Source organism: Pseudonocardia sp. ICBG162 (assembly GCF_020496225.1).
Taxonomy (GTDB): domain Bacteria; phylum Actinomycetota; class Actinomycetes; order Mycobacteriales; family Pseudonocardiaceae; genus Pseudonocardia; species Pseudonocardia alni.
This window is the reverse complement of sequence record NZ_JAHLJD010000013.1, coordinates 447,984-461,834: the sequence shown is the minus strand read 5'-3', so window position 1 is coordinate 461,834 and position 13,851 is coordinate 447,984. Positions and strand designations below refer to the sequence as shown.

The window sequence follows — 13,851 nt, the reverse complement described above, 5'->3', positions numbered from 1 at the left end:
CGTCGACCTCCGGTGTGGTGGTGACCTTCGGCCCCCGCACCGTAGCAAGGTCGAGACCCCCGTCACACCCCTTCGAGCTCGTCGCCGGTCACCAGCGGGAACCACGGCGGCAGCGGCGTCGTCCCGCCCGCGACGACCACCGGGCGACCCAGCTCCCCCGCCGTGCGGGCGCGGACGGTGCGGACGCGCCCCCCGTCGTGCAGCCGCACGGCGGGCAGCGGGCGGGCCCGGGCCGCGGCCAGCTCGGCGGGTGTGTTGACGTTGGTCAGCGACGCCAGGTCCGGGTCGAGGCGGGCCAGCACCGGGTCGCTGCGCAGGGTCTGCTCGCCGATCCGGCGGACCGCGACCCTGTCGAACAGCGACGGCGGGCGGCCCTGCCCGGCCGCGGTCAGCCCGTCGATCACGGGGGCGAGCGCGGTGGCGTAGGCGGCGGCGAGCGGCTGGTGGTGCCCGAACGCCTCGGGCAGCGCGACGTCGTGGTCCCCGCGCAGGTCCAGCACGCGGGCGACGAAGGCGGGGTGCAGCAGCGGCAGGTCGACCGACGCGACGAACGCCGCCTGCGCGCGGCCCGCGACGGCGGCCAGCCCGGCGCCGATCGCGGGCAGCGGGCCGAGCCCGGGGACCGGGTCGTCGACGACCTCGGTGCCCGGCGGCAGCTCCGGCAGCTCCTGCCCGGCGGCACGCACCACGACCAGCGGCCCGTCCACCGCCCGGCCCAGTACGGCGACGGTGCGGGTCAGCAGTGCCGCCCCGTGCCAGTCCAGCGACGCCTTCGCCGACCCCATCCGCGAGGACGCACCGCCCGCCGGCACGATCCCTGCCCCCGGCCGCCGACCCCCGTACCCGCGCACGCGGCCGATCCTCCTCCTACCCTGGGGGGTCGACAGCGGGAGGGGATCGGAATGGGACGGCTCACCGTGCGGCGCCCGGTGCTGCACCTGAACGCGGACGGCAGCACCCGCTCGCGGCCGGACACCCTCGTGGCCGAGGAGCCGCTGGAGCTGCGCGTCGGGGGGAAGGCGCTGTCGGTGACGATGCGCACCCCCGGCCACGACGTGGAGCTCGCGCACGGGTTCCTGCTGACCGAGGGTGTGATCGGCTCCGGGCTGGACCTGGCGGGGGCCCGCTACTGCAACTCCGTCGACGAGCAGGGCCGCAACACCTACAACGTGCTCGACGTCGACCTGGCCGAGGGGGTCGCCCCGCCGGACGCGTCGGTGGAGCGGAACTTCTACACCACCTCGTCGTGCGGGGTGTGCGGGAAGGCCTCGCTGGACGCGGTGAAGCTCAAGACCCGCCACTCCCCGGCCGCGGACCCACTGCGGATCGGCCGGGAGCTGCTGCTGGAGCTGCCCGACCGGCTGCGCGAGCACCAGAAGGTGTTCGGCTCCACCGGCGGGCTGCACGCCGCCGCCCTGTTCGACGCCGACGGCGGCCTGCTCGCCGCCCGCGAGGACGTGGGCCGGCACAACGCGGTGGACAAGGTGCTGGGCCGGATGGTGATGGACGGCCGGGTGCCCGCCACCGGCACCGTGCTGATGGTGTCGGGGCGGGCGTCGTTCGAGCTGGTGCAGAAGGCCGTGATGGCCGGGGTGCCGATGCTCGCGGCGGTGTCGGCGCCGTCGTCGCTGGCGGTGGAGCTGGCCGAGGAGTCCGGGATGACCCTGGTCGGGTTCCTGCGCGGGCGGACCGGCAACGTCTACACGGGGGCCGAGCGCATCGAGCTCTGATGACGTGGGTCAGGCCCGCGGGGTGAGGGTGGCCCAGGCCCGTTCGTGGCGGTCCACCACCCGGCGCAGCCGCCCCGTGGTCCCGGCCGGACCGACCAGCGCGGCGACGGTGGCGACGACCAGCGCGCAGCCCGCGACCTGCCACGCGGTCAGGGTCTCCCCGAGCACCAGCATGCCGAGCACCACCGACAGCACCGGGTGCACCAGCAGCAGCGCCCCCGCGGTGCCCGGCGCCAGCCCGGCCGAGCCGCGCCCGATCAGCACCCAGGACACCACCTGCCCGGCCAGCGCCAGCACGATCAGCCAGGCCCAGGTCGTCGCGGGCAGGGCGACCGCGATCCCGCCCCCGGCGACGCCGACGATCCCGCACGTCACCCCGGCCCCGACGGTCGCCAGCGCGACCGGGGTGACCAGGTGCCGCGGACGGCCCCGCGACACCGAGCGGTTCAGGTGCAGGAAGCCGGCGTAGGCGATCCCGGCGAGGGTGCCGAGCACCGCGCCGCGCACCGGCTCCGGTCCGCCGACCCCGGCGCCGAGCACCCCGCCGGCCAGCGCGATGCCGCCCAGCAGCAGCGGCGCCGCGTACACCAGCCGGCGCGGGACCCGCTCCCCCGCGACGACCCAGGCGATCAGCGGCAGCGCCAGCACCTGGATGTTGAGCACCACGTTCGCGATCCCGGCACCCGCGTCGAGCACCGCGCGGGTCCACAGCAGGAAGTCCGCCCCCAGGAACACCCCGGACAGCAGGGACCAGCCGACCGTCGCGAGCGGGAGGCCACCGGCGCGGCGGTACTCGGCCAGTGCCCACGGCCCCAGCACGACCAGGGCGAGCACGCACCGCCAGACCGACGCCGTCGCCGGGTCGGCGCCCGCGAGCGCGACGAGGATGCCGGTCCAGGCCAGGACCGAGGCGCCGGCGACGAGAAGGAGGGCGGAGTGCGGATCGGGGGTGGTGCGTGCGTTCACGTGACCCACGATCCCCGCCTGTACCGCGAAGCTCCAATGATTGTTCCTACCCGGTACCGCTAAGCTGTGCTGTGTGATTTCCTGGGACCGGCTGCGGGTGTTCGACGCCGTCGCCGAACACGGGTCGGTCGGCGCCGCCGCGGCCGCGCTGCACATCACCGGGCCCGCGGTGACCCAGCAGCTGCGCAAGCTCGAACGCGAGACCGGCACCCGGCTCGTCGAACCGGACGGGCGGGGCATCCGGCTCACCGCGGCCGGGCACGTGCTGGCCGGGCACGCGGCCACCGCGGCGGCGACCGTCGCCGGCGCCGAACGCGACCTCGCCGCCCTGCACGACGACGCCGCCGGACCCCTGCGGATCGGCTCGGTCGCGAGCGCCCTGCGGACCCTGCTGCCCGAGGTCATCGACGGACTGGCCGCCGCGCACCCCCGGCTGGTCCCCACCGTCGACGACGGCGAGGTCGTCGACCTGCTGCCCGCGCTGCAGTCGCGCGACCTGGACGCGGTGCTCATGGAGAGCTGGACCCAGCGTCCGGCCCGGCTGCCCGCGGGGATCCGGGTGACCGCGCTGGCCACCGAGCCCGCGATGCTCGCCGTCCCCGCCGACGACCCGCTCACCGGGCCCGACCCGGTGCCGCTGCGCACCCTGGCCGGGCGGGTGTGGACCTCCGGCCCGGTCGGCACCGAGCCCTACGAGGCGCTGCTGCAGCTGCTGCGCGGCGTCGGGACCGAGCCGGACATCCGCTATCGGGTCGGCGACTTCGCCACCCAGCTGGCGCTGGTCCGCGCGCGGCTCGCGATCGCGCTGGTCCCGGGCATGGCGGTGGCGGGGTCCGCGGTCCCCGGCGGCACCGGCCCGGTCCCGGTCACCGCCGACGACGGCGTGCGCCTGCTGCCCTGCCGGCCCGCGGCGGGCCGTTCACTGGTCCTGGCCACCCGCGGGTCCGACGCCGACCTCCCCGCCCTGCGCGCCCTGGTCGACGGTCTGCGCGCCGCGGCGGCCCGCATCATCCCCGCCTGACCACCGGGGCCGCAGCCACGCCCTCCGGCCGCCGCCCAGCAGGGGATGTGAGCCCGCTCAGGCGAGCATGTCGCGCACCATCGGGATGACCCGGGTGCCGTACAGCTCGACCGCGCGGAGCCGGGCCGACACCGGCTGCGGCCCGACGGTGTAGATCAGGTCGAAGCGCTGGGCGCCCAGCGAGCGGACCGAGTCGGCGATGCGGCGGGCCACCGTCTCGGGGGACCCGACGTGCAGCGCACCGCCGGAGACCTCGGCCTCGAACCGGGCGCGGTCCAGCGGCGGCCAGCCGCGCTGGGCGCCGATCCGGTCCATCTGCGCCTTGTACGGGCGAAGAAGATCTCCTTCGCCTCCTCGTCGGTGTCGGCGACGAAGCCCGGCGAGTGCATGCCCACCGGCTTCGCCGCGTGCCCGAACTGCTCGACGGCGCGGTGGTAGAGGTCGACGTAGGGCGCGAAGCGTCCGGCCGGGCCGCCGATGATGGCGAGCATCAGGCCCAGGTCGTGGCGGGCGGTGCGGACCACCGACTCCGGCGAGCCGCCGACACCGACCCACACGGGCAGCCTGCGGCCGGTCGTCGGGAAGACCTCGACGCCGTCGAGCGCGGCTCGGGTGGCGCCCCGCCAGGTCACCGGCTTCTCGTCGAGGAGCTGCACGAACAGCTCCAGCTTCTCCTCGAACAGCTGCTCGTAGTCGTTCATGGAGTAGCCGAACAGCGGGAAGGACTCGGTGAACGAGCCGCGGCCCACGATGACCTCGGCACGGCCGTCGGACAGCGCGTCGAGGGTGGCGAAGCGCTGGTACACCCGCACCGGGTCGTCCGAGCTGAGCACGGTGACGCCGGAGGACAGCCGGATCCGGGACGTGCGGGTCGCGATCCCGGCGAGCACCGTCTCCGGGGTGGTGATGGCGTACTCGGGGCGGTGGTGCTCCCCCAGCGCGACGACGTCGACGCCGGCCCCGTCGGCCAGCACCACCTCGTCGACGACCTGGCGGATGGACTGCGGGTGCGACAGCGGCGTGCCGTCGTCGCCCACCGGCACGTCGCCGAAGGTGTCCATGCCGAAGACGATGTCGCTCATCCGCTCCCCCAATATGGTTGATTCTTCAACCATCATGCCACGGAGGCGGACCGTGCGTGGACGGGGCCCGGAACGGGGAACCCGGGCACATGCGACGTACCGCGCCCGCGCTGCTGGCCCTGTTCCTGCTCTCGGGGTGCGGCACCGCCGCACCCACCGTCGACCTGGACGACCCGATGGGCACCGCGGGCGACGCGTTCGCCTCGATCGGCACGATCGAGATCCGCGACGCGGCCATCGCACCCGCCGACGACGCCGAGGGCGGGATCGCCCATCCCGCGGGCTCCGACGTCGAGCTGCGCCTCGTCGCGGTCAACAGCGGCGACGCCGCCGACCGGCTGGTCTCGGCGAGCTCCCCGCTGGCCGAGGACGTCGCCGTCGGCGGCGAGCAGTCCTTGCTCGGCGGCGCGACGCTGCTGGTGGGTGACACCGGGTCCACCGTCCCCGCCGGCGCGGCGTCGGTCACCCGGGCCACGGTGACCCTCGACGACCTGCGCCAGGCCCTGTCGGTCGGCCCGACCTACCCGGTCACCCTGACCTTCGAGCGCGCCGGGTCGGTGACGCTCGAACTGCCGGTCGACAACTCCTGAGCCGTCAGCGGTCCTCGAGGGCCTCCCGGAAGGACCGCTCGGCCAGCACGAGGTAGCGCTCCACCCCGGCCCGCTGCTCCGGGTCGAGGTCCGCCAGACCTTCTCCGATCGGGTCGCGGACCCGGGCCAGCAGCTCGTCGAGCCCGCCGGGCAGCACCCCCGTGTGCACGACCAGCACCCGCCGCCGGTCTTCGGCGTCGACGACCCGCCGGGCCACCCCCGCGGCGACGAGCCGGTCCACCACCCGGGTCGCCGACCCCGCGGTCAGGCCGAGACGCCCGCCCAGTGCACCGGTGGTTGTCGGTCCGTCGAGCTCGAGCAGGCTCGCCGCCTGGTAGTCGGTCGGGCCCAGCCCGGACCGCTCGGCGGCGACCAGATGGAACCGCACCACCGCGGCCAGGTAGCGGCGGTAGAGATCAGCGGACGGGGACGTCGCGAGCACGGTGCACCTCCGATTTCACTTGCAGATGTGCAACTATACCTGCTATCCAATGATTGCACGCACGCAACCATTGGAGGAGCCGTGACCACTCCGTCCGCACGAGCCCGGGTCCGCCGCCGGACCCGCATCGCCCTCGCCGCCACCGGTGCGCTCGCCGCCCTCGCCGCGGCGGGGTACGCCTGGTTGTCGGCAGGCGCGTACCCCCAGGTCACCGGGCATCCGGACTGCCAGGCGGCCCCGGTCACCGGCCCCGTGGAGCCGGGCGGGCCCGACCACCGCGCGGTCTGCGCCGTCCTCGGCGACCTCACCCGGGCCTGGGACACCCATGACGCCGACGCCTACGGGGCGCTGTTCACCACCGACGCCACCTACACCAGCTGGGTCGGCACCCACTACGCCGGACGGCGGGACATCGTCGCCGGCCACCGGGCGCTGTTCGACGGTGTCCTCGGCTCGACCCGGCTCACCGACCGCGTCCTGTCCGTGCGGTTCGCGACGCCGGACGTCGCGCTGGTGGCCACCCGCGGCGACACCTACGAAACCGCGCCGCCCGCGCAGCCGTCGAAGGTGCAGACCTACACCGTGGTCCGCGACGGCGGCGCGTGGCGGATCGCGTCGTTCCACAACAGCGCCCGCCGCCCGGTCCTGGAGCGCGTCCAGTTCCTGTGGATGCCGGGATCCCGACCGGAGGCCGAACGGTGAGCGCCCTCAGCGCTCACGCGCTCCCAGGCGACGCAGCAGGTTGGCTGCGAACCGGTCCCCGGTCGCGTCCATCGTCGCCTTCATCGTGCGGGTCACCACCGGCGCCGCGAGCCGCGACAGCGGCATGTCGACGTCGACGGTCAGCGAGATCTCCAGATGCGTCGCCGGCGAGCCGTCCGGCTCCGGGTCGGCGTCGCTCAGCGCGTAGTAGCCCTCCGCGCCCGCCCACTCGCTGACCCCGGTGGGCGGCGCGTGGGTGAACTCGATCCGCTTCCCCTCGACGAAGGTCATCCGCTCGGTGAACACCGGCTTGATGCCCACCCCGAGCACCGCGATCCGCACCATGTGCCAGCGCCACAGCTCGTAGCCGTCGACGGCCGCGTCCCGCGCGGAGTCGGCGTCGATCCGGTTGAGCAGCGGCGTCAGCGTCGGCAGCACATCGGGATCGGTCAGGACGCGCCAGACGTCGTCTCGCGAGGCCGTCACGACGGCCTCGGACGCGGTGGTCGCGGAGAAGCGGGTCAGGACGCCCCGTCCCCGCCCAGTGCCCCACCGGCGGCCGGGGTGTCGTCCCCGCCCGCCACGTCGGGCTCGGGCTCCTCGGTGCCGCGGTTCGCGGCCGGGAGCAGGTCGGCCAGCGCCGCACCCTCGAGACGGCGGAAGGTCCGCCGTGGCCGGGTCCGGTCGAGCACCGCGACCTCGAGCGCCTCGGCGCCCAGGACCCGCGGCTGCGCGTTCGCGCCGTTGCCGGGCGACGCCGGGTCCGCGCCCGGCACCTGCAGCCCGCCCAGCGCCACCTCGATCGCCGCGCCCAGCTCCAGGCCGTGCTCGTAGGTCTCGGACAGCTTCTGCGAGATCGGCTCGGTCTGACCGCCCATGACGACGAACCGCGGCTCGTCGGTGATCGACCCGTCGTAGGTGATCCGGTACAGCTGGTCCCCGGCGGCCTCGACGCCCACCTCGGCGACGCAGAGCTCCACCTCGAAGGGCTTCTGCTGCTCCACGAACGCGGTGCCCAGCGCCTGGGCGTAGGCGTTGGCCAGCATCCGGCCGGTCACGTCGCGCCGGTCGTAGGTGAACCCGCGGAAGTCGGCCATCCGGATCCCGCCGGTACGCAGGTTCTCGAACTCGTTGTACCGGCCGACCGCGGCGAAGCCGATCTTGTCGTAGATCTCGGAGACCTTGTGCAACGCCGTCGACCGGTTCTCCGCGACGAACAGCACGCCACCGGCGTAGGTCAGCACGACCACGCTGCGGCCGCGCGAGATGCCCTTGCGGGCCAGCTCGGAACGGTCGCGCAGCAGCTGGTCGACGGAGGAGTAGAACGGCATCGTCATGGGGAGGCGCTCCAGGCTCGTGCTTCGTGCGGGGAGGGGTCAGCGGGACGGACCGCCGGGGCGCTCCCGGCGCCCGGCGATCACCTGGTCGACGACGGCGGCGATCTCGGCGTCGTCGCGGCGCACGGCGCCCTCGGCGGTGATGCCGACGACCACCGGGTAGATGCGCCGCACCGTGTCCGGCCCACCCGTGGCGGTGTCGTCGTCCGCGGCGTCGTAGAGCGCCTCGACCGCGGTGCGCACCGCGCCGTCGAGGTCCGCGGCCGGGTCGTGCAGCTTCTTCAGCGACGACTTCGCGAACACCGAGCCGGAACCGACCGCGTGGAAGCCGAGGTTCTCGTCGTACCGGCCGCCGGTCGGGTCGAAGGTGACGATCCGGCCGGCCTGTGCCGGGTCGGCGGCGTCGGTGTCGTAGCCCGCGAACAGCGGGACGACGACGAAGCCCTGCATCGCCGCGCCCAGGTTCTGGCGGACCATGCCGGCGAGCTTGTTGGCCTTGCCGTCGAGCGAGAGCGGGACGCCCTCGAGCTTCTCGTAGTGCTCGAGGTCGACCGAGAACAGCCGGACCATCTCCAGCGCGATCCCCGCGGAGCCGGCGATGCCGACGGCGGAGTGGGTGTCGGTGACGAACACCTTCTCGATGTCGCGCTGGGCGATCACGTTGCCCGCGGTCGCGCGCCGGTCACCGGCGATCACGACGCCGCCGGCGAACAGCAGCGCGACGATCGTGGTGCCGTGCGGGACGCCCAGGGCGTCGGCGGAGGTGCCGGGACCGGCTGTCCGGTCCAGGCCCGCGCCGGGGAGCAGGTGCGGGGCCGCGCCGCCGACGAAGTCGGAGAACGACTGCGACCCGGTCAGGAAGGTGCCGAGCTGACCCGTGTGGTGCCCGGGCACCAGCCCGGAGGTGACCGACGGCCGGAACTCCATCTCTCGGACGTGCCTTTCGTTCGAACTGCGTGCGCCGGTGGTCCCGCTCCCCCACGTCGGCGGGGTCTGCGGCCCTTCCGGCACGGCCGGGCCCGCAGGTGCGGACCCGGCCGGGACGGTACTGCTGGTGCCGGGGTGCGGCAGGGTGAGCGGCCCCGTGGGGCTCACTCACCGCCCTTCTGCACGTAGGACCGCACGAAGTCCTCCGCGTTCTCCTCCAGCACGTCGTCGATCTCGTCGAGGATGGTGTCGACGTCCTCACCGAGCTTCTCGCGGCGCTCCTGACCGGATCCGGACGCGTTCTCCCCGGACTCGTCGTCTCCGTCGCCGCCACCCTGGCGCTTGGTCTGCTCCTGGGACATGACGCCTCCTCCTCGCAGAGTTGCCTGCAGGTTCACCCTACCCACCGGGGGCGACAAAATCGCCTGTTGCGCAGCGGCGTGTGATCCGCTCCCCCGGCGGGCGGGCTCAGGAGGCGGTGAGCTTGTCGACCAGCTCCTCGGCCGTCGACACCGCCTCGAACAGCTCCCCCACGTGCTTGCGGGTCCCGCGCAGCGGCTCCAGCGTCGGGATCCGCACCAGGGACTCGCGGCCCAGGTCGAAGATCACCGAGTCCCAGGACGCGGCGGCGACCTCCACCGGGAACCGGCCCATGCAGGTGCCGCGGAAGTAGGCGCGGGTGTCCTCGGGCGGCTCGGTCATCGCCGCGGCGACCTGCTCCTCGGTGACCAGCCGGCGCATCGACCCGCGGGTGACGAGCCGGTTGTAGAGACCCTTGGCCAGCCGCACGTCGGAGTACTGCAGGTCGACCATCCCGAGCCGGCCCGACGCCCAGGTCAGGCCGTCGCGCTCGCGGTAGGCCTCGAGCAGCTTGAGCTTGGCCGTCCAGTCGAGCCGGTCGGCGGTCAGCATCGGGTCGCGCTCCAGGTCGACCAGCACCGACTCCCACTCCTCGACGACCTCGCGGGTGTCGGGGTCCCACTCCTCGCGGCGCGCGGAGACGGTCTGCTCCATGTGCTCGACCGCGCGGGCCAGGTACTCCTGCTGGATCTGCACCGCGGTGAGGTGACGGCCGTCGGCCAGCGGGACGGTCCGCTGCAGCGTCGGGTCGTGGCTGATCCGCGAGACCGACTTCACCGGCTCGGCCAGGCGCAGGTCCTCGAACGAGCGCCCCTTCTCGATCATGTCGAGGACCAGGGCGGTGGTGCCGACCTTGAGCAGCGTGGAGATCTCGGACAGGTTCGCGTCGCCGATGATGACGTGGAGGCGGCGGTACTTGTCGGCGTCGGCGTGCGGCTCGTCGCGGGTGTTGATGATGCCGCGCTTGAGCGTGGTCTCCAGCCCGACCTCGACCTCGACGTAGTCCGAGCGCTGGGCGATCTGGTAGCCGGCCTCGTCACCCTGCTGGCCGAGGCCGACCCGGCCGGCGCCGCAGACGACCTGACGGGTCACGAAGAACGGGGTGAGGCCGGTGACGATCGACGGGAACGTCGTCGTCCGGGCCATCAGGTAGTTCTCGTGGGAGCCGTAGCTGGCGCCCTTGCCGTCGACGTTGTTCTTGTAGAGCTGCATCCGCGGCGCGCCCGGCACGGTGGCCGCGCGGTTCGCCGCCTCCAGCATGATGCGCTCGCCGGCCTTGTCCCACGTCACGATGTCGCGCGGGGACAGGACCTCGGGAGTGGAGTACTCCGGGTGGGCGTGGTCGACGTAGAACCGGGCGCCGTTGGTGAGGATGACGTTCGCCGCGCCGAGGTCGTCGAGGTCGGTGTCGAGCTGCGGCGCCAGCGACGGCGCCGACAGGTCGAACCCCCGGGCGTCGCGCAGCGGCGACTCCACCTCGTAGTCCCAGCGCGCCCGGCGGTTGCGGGGCACGTCCGCCGCGGCGGCGTAGGCCAGCACCACCTGCGTCGAGGTGACGACGGGGTTCGCGGTGGGGTCACCGGGCACGGCGATGCCGTACTCCACCTCGGTGCCCATGATCCGGCGGGCCGTCACGACCGGCCCCCTGCGCGAGAGTGCATTGCACGAGACTAACCGTCCGCGCCCCCACCCGGGGTGCACCGCGGCCCGGCGGGATCATCGTGGCGTGACCGATCCCGCACGTGAGCGCCTGACCGTCTTCGACGCCGGGGGCACGCCCACCGGCGTCGCCGAGCGCGGCGAGGTATACGCGCGCTCGCTGTGGCACGCCACGACGGCGGTCCTGCTCCGCTCCGCCGACGGCACGCGGGTCTACGTGCACCGTCGCACCGACACCAAGCTGGTCATGGCCGGGATGTGGGACTGCCTCGCCGGCGGGGTCCTCGACGAGGGCGAGACCCCCGACGCGTGCGCCGCCCGCGAGCTGGGCGAGGAACTCGGCGTCACCGGCGTACCGCTGGAGAAGCTGGCCGTGGTCGCCTTCGACGCCGCCGCGCTGGGTGTCGACACCGGGCCCGGCACCGGCCCGGACGGTCTGCGCGCCCACGTGCACGTCTACCGCGCCTTCTCCGACGGCCCGGTGACCCACCAGCCCTCGGAGGTGGCCGAGGGCGGCTGGTGGACCCTCGACGAGCTGGCGGCCCGGATCGGCGTGCCGGACCGGGCCTGGGTCCCCGACGGCCTGTACGTCACCCGCCTGCTGCTGGCCGACCTCGTCCGTTAAGGTCCTCGGGCCAGCGCGTTCACCAGTGGGTAACATTTGTCACCCACATCGGTGCCTGAATCGGTCAACACCGGGCGGGTCGCGCGACGCCACCCCGGGAAGGGCCCAGCGTGGGGCCTTCCCCGAGGCCCACCACGCCCACCACGCGACAGTTCCAGGAGTCACCCATGGTCAGCATCTCGGTCTCGGCCCGTTCCCTCGCCGCCGCCAGGCTGATCGATCCCGACGTCAACACCGCCGCCGTGCAGGCCGCGGTGGAGGCGGCACTGGCCGCCGAGCGGCACGAGCAGCGCGCCGCCGCGGGCTCCACCACGCGCCGCGAGCACACCGCCCGCCGCGAGCCGGACTCCCGCCGCTCCTGACCCTCCCCGCCCGCCGGCGGGTCCCGTGGCCCCGGAGGCGGGGCCGGACAGCGCGACGGGCCCGCACCCCGGGTGGGATGCGGGCCCGTCGCGGCCGTGATCAGAAGTTGATCATGTGGCCGGCCAGGCCGTGGATCGCCTCCTGCAGGCACTCCGACAGGGTCGGGTGCGCGTGCACGTTGCGCGCCATCTCGTGGACGGTCAGGTCCCACTTCTGGGCCAGGGTCAGCTCGGGCAGCAGCTCGGTCGCCTCGGCGCCGATGATGTGCCCACCCAGCAGCTCGCCGTAGGTGTCGTCGGCGATCAGCTTGACGAAGCCGGCGGGCTCGGCCATGCCGTGCGCCTTGCCGTTCGCGGTGAACGGGAAGGTCCCGGTGTTGACCTTCCAGCCCTTCTCGTCGGCCAGCTCGCGGGCCTCGGCCTCGGTGTAGCCGAACGACGCGACCTGCGGGTTGCAGAAGGTCGCGCGCGGCATCATCTTGTAGTTCAGCTCCTGGGTCTCGGCGCCCGCCAGGGTCTCGGCGGCGACGATCCCCTGCGCTTCGGCGACGTGGGCGAGCATGAGCTTCGCGGTGACGTCACCGATGGCGTAGACGTGCTCCACGCTGGTGCGCATGTAGTCGTCGATCTCGATGGCGCCGCGCTCGGTGAGGTTCACGCCGAGCTTGTCGAGGCCGTAGCCGTCCACCCGCGGGGCGAAGCCGATCGCCTGCACGACCTTGTCCGCGCGCAGGTCCTCGCTGCCCTTGGACGAGGAGACCGAGACGGTGACGCCCTTGCCGTCGTCGGTGATGGACTCGACCTTGGTGGAGGTCCGCACCGTCACGCCGAGCTTCTTGTAGGCCTTGAGCAGCTCCTTGGACACGTCCGCGTCCTCGAGCGGGAGCAGCCGGTCCAGGTACTCGACGATGGTGACGTCGACGCCGTAGTTGGCCAGCACGAACGCGAACTCGACACCGATCGCACCGGCGCCGGCGATGATCACGCTCTCCGGCAGTTCGCGGGTGAGGATCTGCTCCTCGTAGGTCACGACGCGGTCGGACAGCTCCGTGCCCGGCAGCAGCTTGACCGTGGATCCCGCGGCGATGATCACATCGTCGTAGGTGACGGTCTCGTTGCCGCCCTTCGACAGCTCGACCTCGATCTCGCCCGGCTTGGTGAACCGGCCGAACCCGTCGAGCTCGGTGATCTTGTTCTTCTTCATCAGGAAGTGCACGCCCTTGACGCGCCCGTCCGCGACCGAACGGCTGCGGTCGAAGGCGGCGCCGAAGTCGAGCGACACCTCACCGGACAGACCGAAGGTCTTCTGCTCCTTGGTGACGATGTGGGCGATCTCGGCGTTGCGCAGCAGCGCCTTGGAGGGGATGCAGCCCACGTTGAGGCAGACACCGCCCCAGTACTTCTCCTCGATCACCGCCACACTGCGGCCGAGCTGGGCAGCACGGATGGCCGCCACGTATCCACCGGGTCCGGCTCCGAGTACGACGACGTCGAAATGAGGCATGTGCCCAGCCTAGGACGCCTGGGCCGGGTCCGGGCCGTCCGGTCCCGAGTCCCCGGTCACCGGCCACTGCCCGCTCCCGGACAGGTGCGCCACGACCGCCTCGCACGCCTCGCGCAGCCCCGCCTGCTGGGTCGGGGTCAGGCCGTCGAACACCGCCTCGCGCACGCTCTCGACGTGGTCCGGCGCCGCCGCGGCCAGCACCTCGAACCCGCGGTCGGTGAGCCGGGCGAGCTGGCCCCGCCGGTCGGTGGGGCACGACCGCCGCTCGACCCAGCCGGCCTCCTCCATCCGGGCCACCGCGTGCGAGACCCGGCTGCGTGAGGACAGCGCGCAGTCGGCCAGCGCGCTCATCCGCAGCGTGCGCTCCGGCGCCTCGGAGAGCCGGACCAGGATCTCGTAGTACGCCTGGGGCATCCCGGCCCCGGACTGCAGTCGTCGCTCGACCTTGTCCGACACCAGCCGCTGCGCGGCGAGGAACGCCCGCCACGTCCGCTGCTCCTCGTCGTCGAGCCAGCGTGTGTGACCCACAGCACCCTCCGAAACA

At 73.6% G+C, this 13,851-nt stretch carries 18 protein-coding genes; 6 read left to right on the top strand and 12 right to left on the bottom strand.

All coding sequences use genetic code 11. The annotated features are described in order from the left end of the window. Positions 1–62: 62 nt before the first annotated feature. Complete coding sequence (locus KPL60_RS05530) at positions 63–851, bottom strand: molybdenum cofactor guanylyltransferase (RefSeq protein WP_226365115.1); 789 nt, start codon at positions 849–851, stop codon at positions 63–65. A 51-nt stretch (positions 852–902) separates the two neighbouring features. On the opposite strand from KPL60_RS05530, the gene fdhD reads away from it, so the two are divergent. Beyond that, positions 903–1,730, top strand: a complete 828-nt coding sequence (gene fdhD / locus KPL60_RS05525; protein WP_062395101.1) for a formate dehydrogenase accessory sulfurtransferase FdhD — start codon at positions 903–905, stop codon at positions 1,728–1,730. Positions 1,731–1,739: 9 nt separating this feature from the next. Here the strand turns inward: fdhD and KPL60_RS05520 are convergent, their stop codons facing one another. Next, positions 1,740–2,696 carry a DMT family transporter gene (locus KPL60_RS05520; protein ID WP_226365114.1) on the bottom strand — a complete coding sequence of 319 codons (957 nt, stop codon included), beginning with the start codon at positions 2,694–2,696 and terminating at the stop codon, positions 1,740–1,742. A gap of 73 nt (positions 2,697–2,769) precedes the next feature. Here KPL60_RS05520 and KPL60_RS05515 point away from each other — a divergent pair, with 73 nt between their 5' ends. After that, positions 2,770–3,717, top strand: coding sequence for a LysR family transcriptional regulator (locus KPL60_RS05515; protein WP_062395109.1), 948 nt, complete (start codon positions 2,770–2,772; stop codon positions 3,715–3,717). Between the two features lie 57 nt (positions 3,718–3,774). On the opposite strand, the gene KPL60_RS34515 is transcribed toward KPL60_RS05515, so the two are convergent. Together KPL60_RS34515 and KPL60_RS05510 are read right to left on the bottom strand one after the other, a co-directional pair. Then, on the bottom strand, positions 3,775–3,930 hold the full coding sequence (locus KPL60_RS34515) for a hypothetical protein (protein WP_308016660.1): 156 nt from the start codon (positions 3,928–3,930) through the stop codon (positions 3,775–3,777). Further along, a complete protein-coding gene (locus KPL60_RS05510) occupies positions 3,873–4,799 on the bottom strand; it encodes an LLM class flavin-dependent oxidoreductase (protein WP_308016659.1) in 927 nt (308 codons plus the stop codon). Before KPL60_RS05510 ends, KPL60_RS34515 begins: the two co-directional genes overlap by 58 nt. A gap of 89 nt (positions 4,800–4,888) precedes the next feature. On the opposite strand from KPL60_RS05510, the gene KPL60_RS05505 reads away from it, so the two are divergent. Next, a complete protein-coding gene (locus tag KPL60_RS05505) occupies positions 4,889–5,389 on the top strand; it encodes a copper chaperone PCu(A)C (RefSeq protein ID WP_226365113.1) in 501 nt (166 codons plus the stop codon). Between the two features lie 4 nt (positions 5,390–5,393). On the opposite strand, the gene KPL60_RS05500 is transcribed toward KPL60_RS05505, so the two are convergent. Further along, the gene (locus KPL60_RS05500) at positions 5,394–5,831 is read right to left on the bottom strand and encodes a MarR family winged helix-turn-helix transcriptional regulator (protein ID WP_226365112.1); all 438 of its coding nucleotides are present in this window, start codon (positions 5,829–5,831) and stop codon (positions 5,394–5,396) included. A gap of 81 nt (positions 5,832–5,912) precedes the next feature. Here KPL60_RS05500 and KPL60_RS05495 point away from each other — a divergent pair, with 81 nt between their 5' ends. Then, on the top strand, positions 5,913–6,533 hold the full coding sequence (locus KPL60_RS05495; RefSeq protein ID WP_226365111.1) for an SgcJ/EcaC family oxidoreductase: 621 nt from the start codon (positions 5,913–5,915) through the stop codon (positions 6,531–6,533). A 6-nt stretch (positions 6,534–6,539) separates the two neighbouring features. Here KPL60_RS05495 and KPL60_RS05490 read toward each other — a convergent pair whose 3' ends face one another. The 5 genes from KPL60_RS05490 to dop all read right to left on the bottom strand — a co-directional run bounded on the left by KPL60_RS05490 (position 6,540) and on the right by dop (position 10,774). Then, positions 6,540–7,019, bottom strand: coding sequence for a hypothetical protein (locus KPL60_RS05490; RefSeq protein WP_062395116.1), 480 nt, complete (start codon positions 7,017–7,019; stop codon positions 6,540–6,542). 35 nt (positions 7,020–7,054) lie between these two features. Further along, entirely contained in the window at positions 7,055–7,870 is an 816-nt protein-coding gene (prcA, locus tag KPL60_RS05485; protein ID WP_062395119.1) for a proteasome subunit alpha, read from the bottom strand. Between the two features lie 39 nt (positions 7,871–7,909). Then, positions 7,910–8,797 carry a proteasome subunit beta gene (gene prcB, locus KPL60_RS05480; RefSeq protein WP_083474099.1) on the bottom strand — a complete coding sequence of 296 codons (888 nt, stop codon included), beginning with the start codon at positions 8,795–8,797 and terminating at the stop codon, positions 7,910–7,912. Between the two features lie 164 nt (positions 8,798–8,961). Next, on the bottom strand, positions 8,962–9,159 hold the full coding sequence (locus KPL60_RS05475) for a ubiquitin-like protein Pup (RefSeq protein WP_020626587.1): 198 nt from the start codon (positions 9,157–9,159) through the stop codon (positions 8,962–8,964). 106 nt (positions 9,160–9,265) lie between these two features. Continuing rightward, positions 9,266–10,774 carry a depupylase/deamidase Dop gene (gene dop / locus KPL60_RS05470; protein WP_226366034.1) on the bottom strand — a complete coding sequence of 503 codons (1,509 nt, stop codon included), beginning with the start codon at positions 10,772–10,774 and terminating at the stop codon, positions 9,266–9,268. A 109-nt stretch (positions 10,775–10,883) separates the two neighbouring features. Here dop and KPL60_RS05465 point away from each other — a divergent pair, with 109 nt between their 5' ends. Beyond that, positions 10,884–11,441 (top strand): NUDIX domain-containing protein, encoded by a 558-nt coding sequence (locus tag KPL60_RS05465; RefSeq protein ID WP_226365110.1) that lies wholly within the window; start codon positions 10,884–10,886, stop codon positions 11,439–11,441. A 167-nt stretch (positions 11,442–11,608) separates the two neighbouring features. Then, entirely contained in the window at positions 11,609–11,803 is a 195-nt protein-coding gene (locus KPL60_RS05460) for a hypothetical protein (RefSeq protein ID WP_062395124.1), read from the top strand. Between the two features lie 100 nt (positions 11,804–11,903). On the opposite strand, the gene lpdA is transcribed toward KPL60_RS05460, so the two are convergent. Together lpdA and KPL60_RS05450 are read right to left on the bottom strand one after the other, a co-directional pair. Further along, a complete protein-coding gene (gene lpdA / locus KPL60_RS05455; protein ID WP_226365109.1) occupies positions 11,904–13,307 on the bottom strand; it encodes a dihydrolipoyl dehydrogenase in 1,404 nt (467 codons plus the stop codon). Between the two features lie 9 nt (positions 13,308–13,316). Continuing rightward, a complete protein-coding gene (locus tag KPL60_RS05450; RefSeq protein WP_226365108.1) occupies positions 13,317–13,835 on the bottom strand; it encodes a MarR family winged helix-turn-helix transcriptional regulator in 519 nt (172 codons plus the stop codon). Positions 13,836–13,851: the final 16 nt, after the last annotated feature.

Excerpts from the sequence above, each read along its gene's own strand:
- fdhD (WP_062395101.1), top strand. The coding sequence starts at position 903 with ATGGGACGGCTCACCGTGCGGCGCCCGGTGCTGCACCTGAACGCGGAC.
- KPL60_RS05510 (WP_308016659.1), bottom strand. The coding sequence starts at position 4,799 with ATGAGCGACATCGTCTTCGGCATGGACACCTTCGGCGACGTGCCGGTG.
- KPL60_RS05505 (WP_226365113.1), top strand. The coding sequence starts at position 4,889 with ATGCGACGTACCGCGCCCGCGCTGCTGGCCCTGTTCCTGCTCTCGGGG.
- prcA (WP_062395119.1), bottom strand. The coding sequence starts at position 7,870 with ATGACGATGCCGTTCTACTCCTCCGTCGACCAGCTGCTGCGCGACCGT.
- prcB (WP_083474099.1), bottom strand. The coding sequence starts at position 8,797 with ATGGAGTTCCGGCCGTCGGTCACCTCCGGGCTGGTGCCCGGGCACCAC.
- KPL60_RS05475 (WP_020626587.1), bottom strand. The coding sequence starts at position 9,159 with ATGTCCCAGGAGCAGACCAAGCGCCAGGGTGGCGGCGACGGAGACGAC.
- dop (WP_226366034.1), bottom strand. The coding sequence starts at position 10,774 with ATGGGCACCGAGGTGGAGTACGGCATCGCCGTGCCCGGTGACCCCACC.
- KPL60_RS05460 (WP_062395124.1), top strand. The coding sequence starts at position 11,609 with ATGGTCAGCATCTCGGTCTCGGCCCGTTCCCTCGCCGCCGCCAGGCTG.
- lpdA (WP_226365109.1), bottom strand. The coding sequence starts at position 13,307 with ATGCCTCATTTCGACGTCGTCGTACTCGGAGCCGGACCCGGTGGATAC.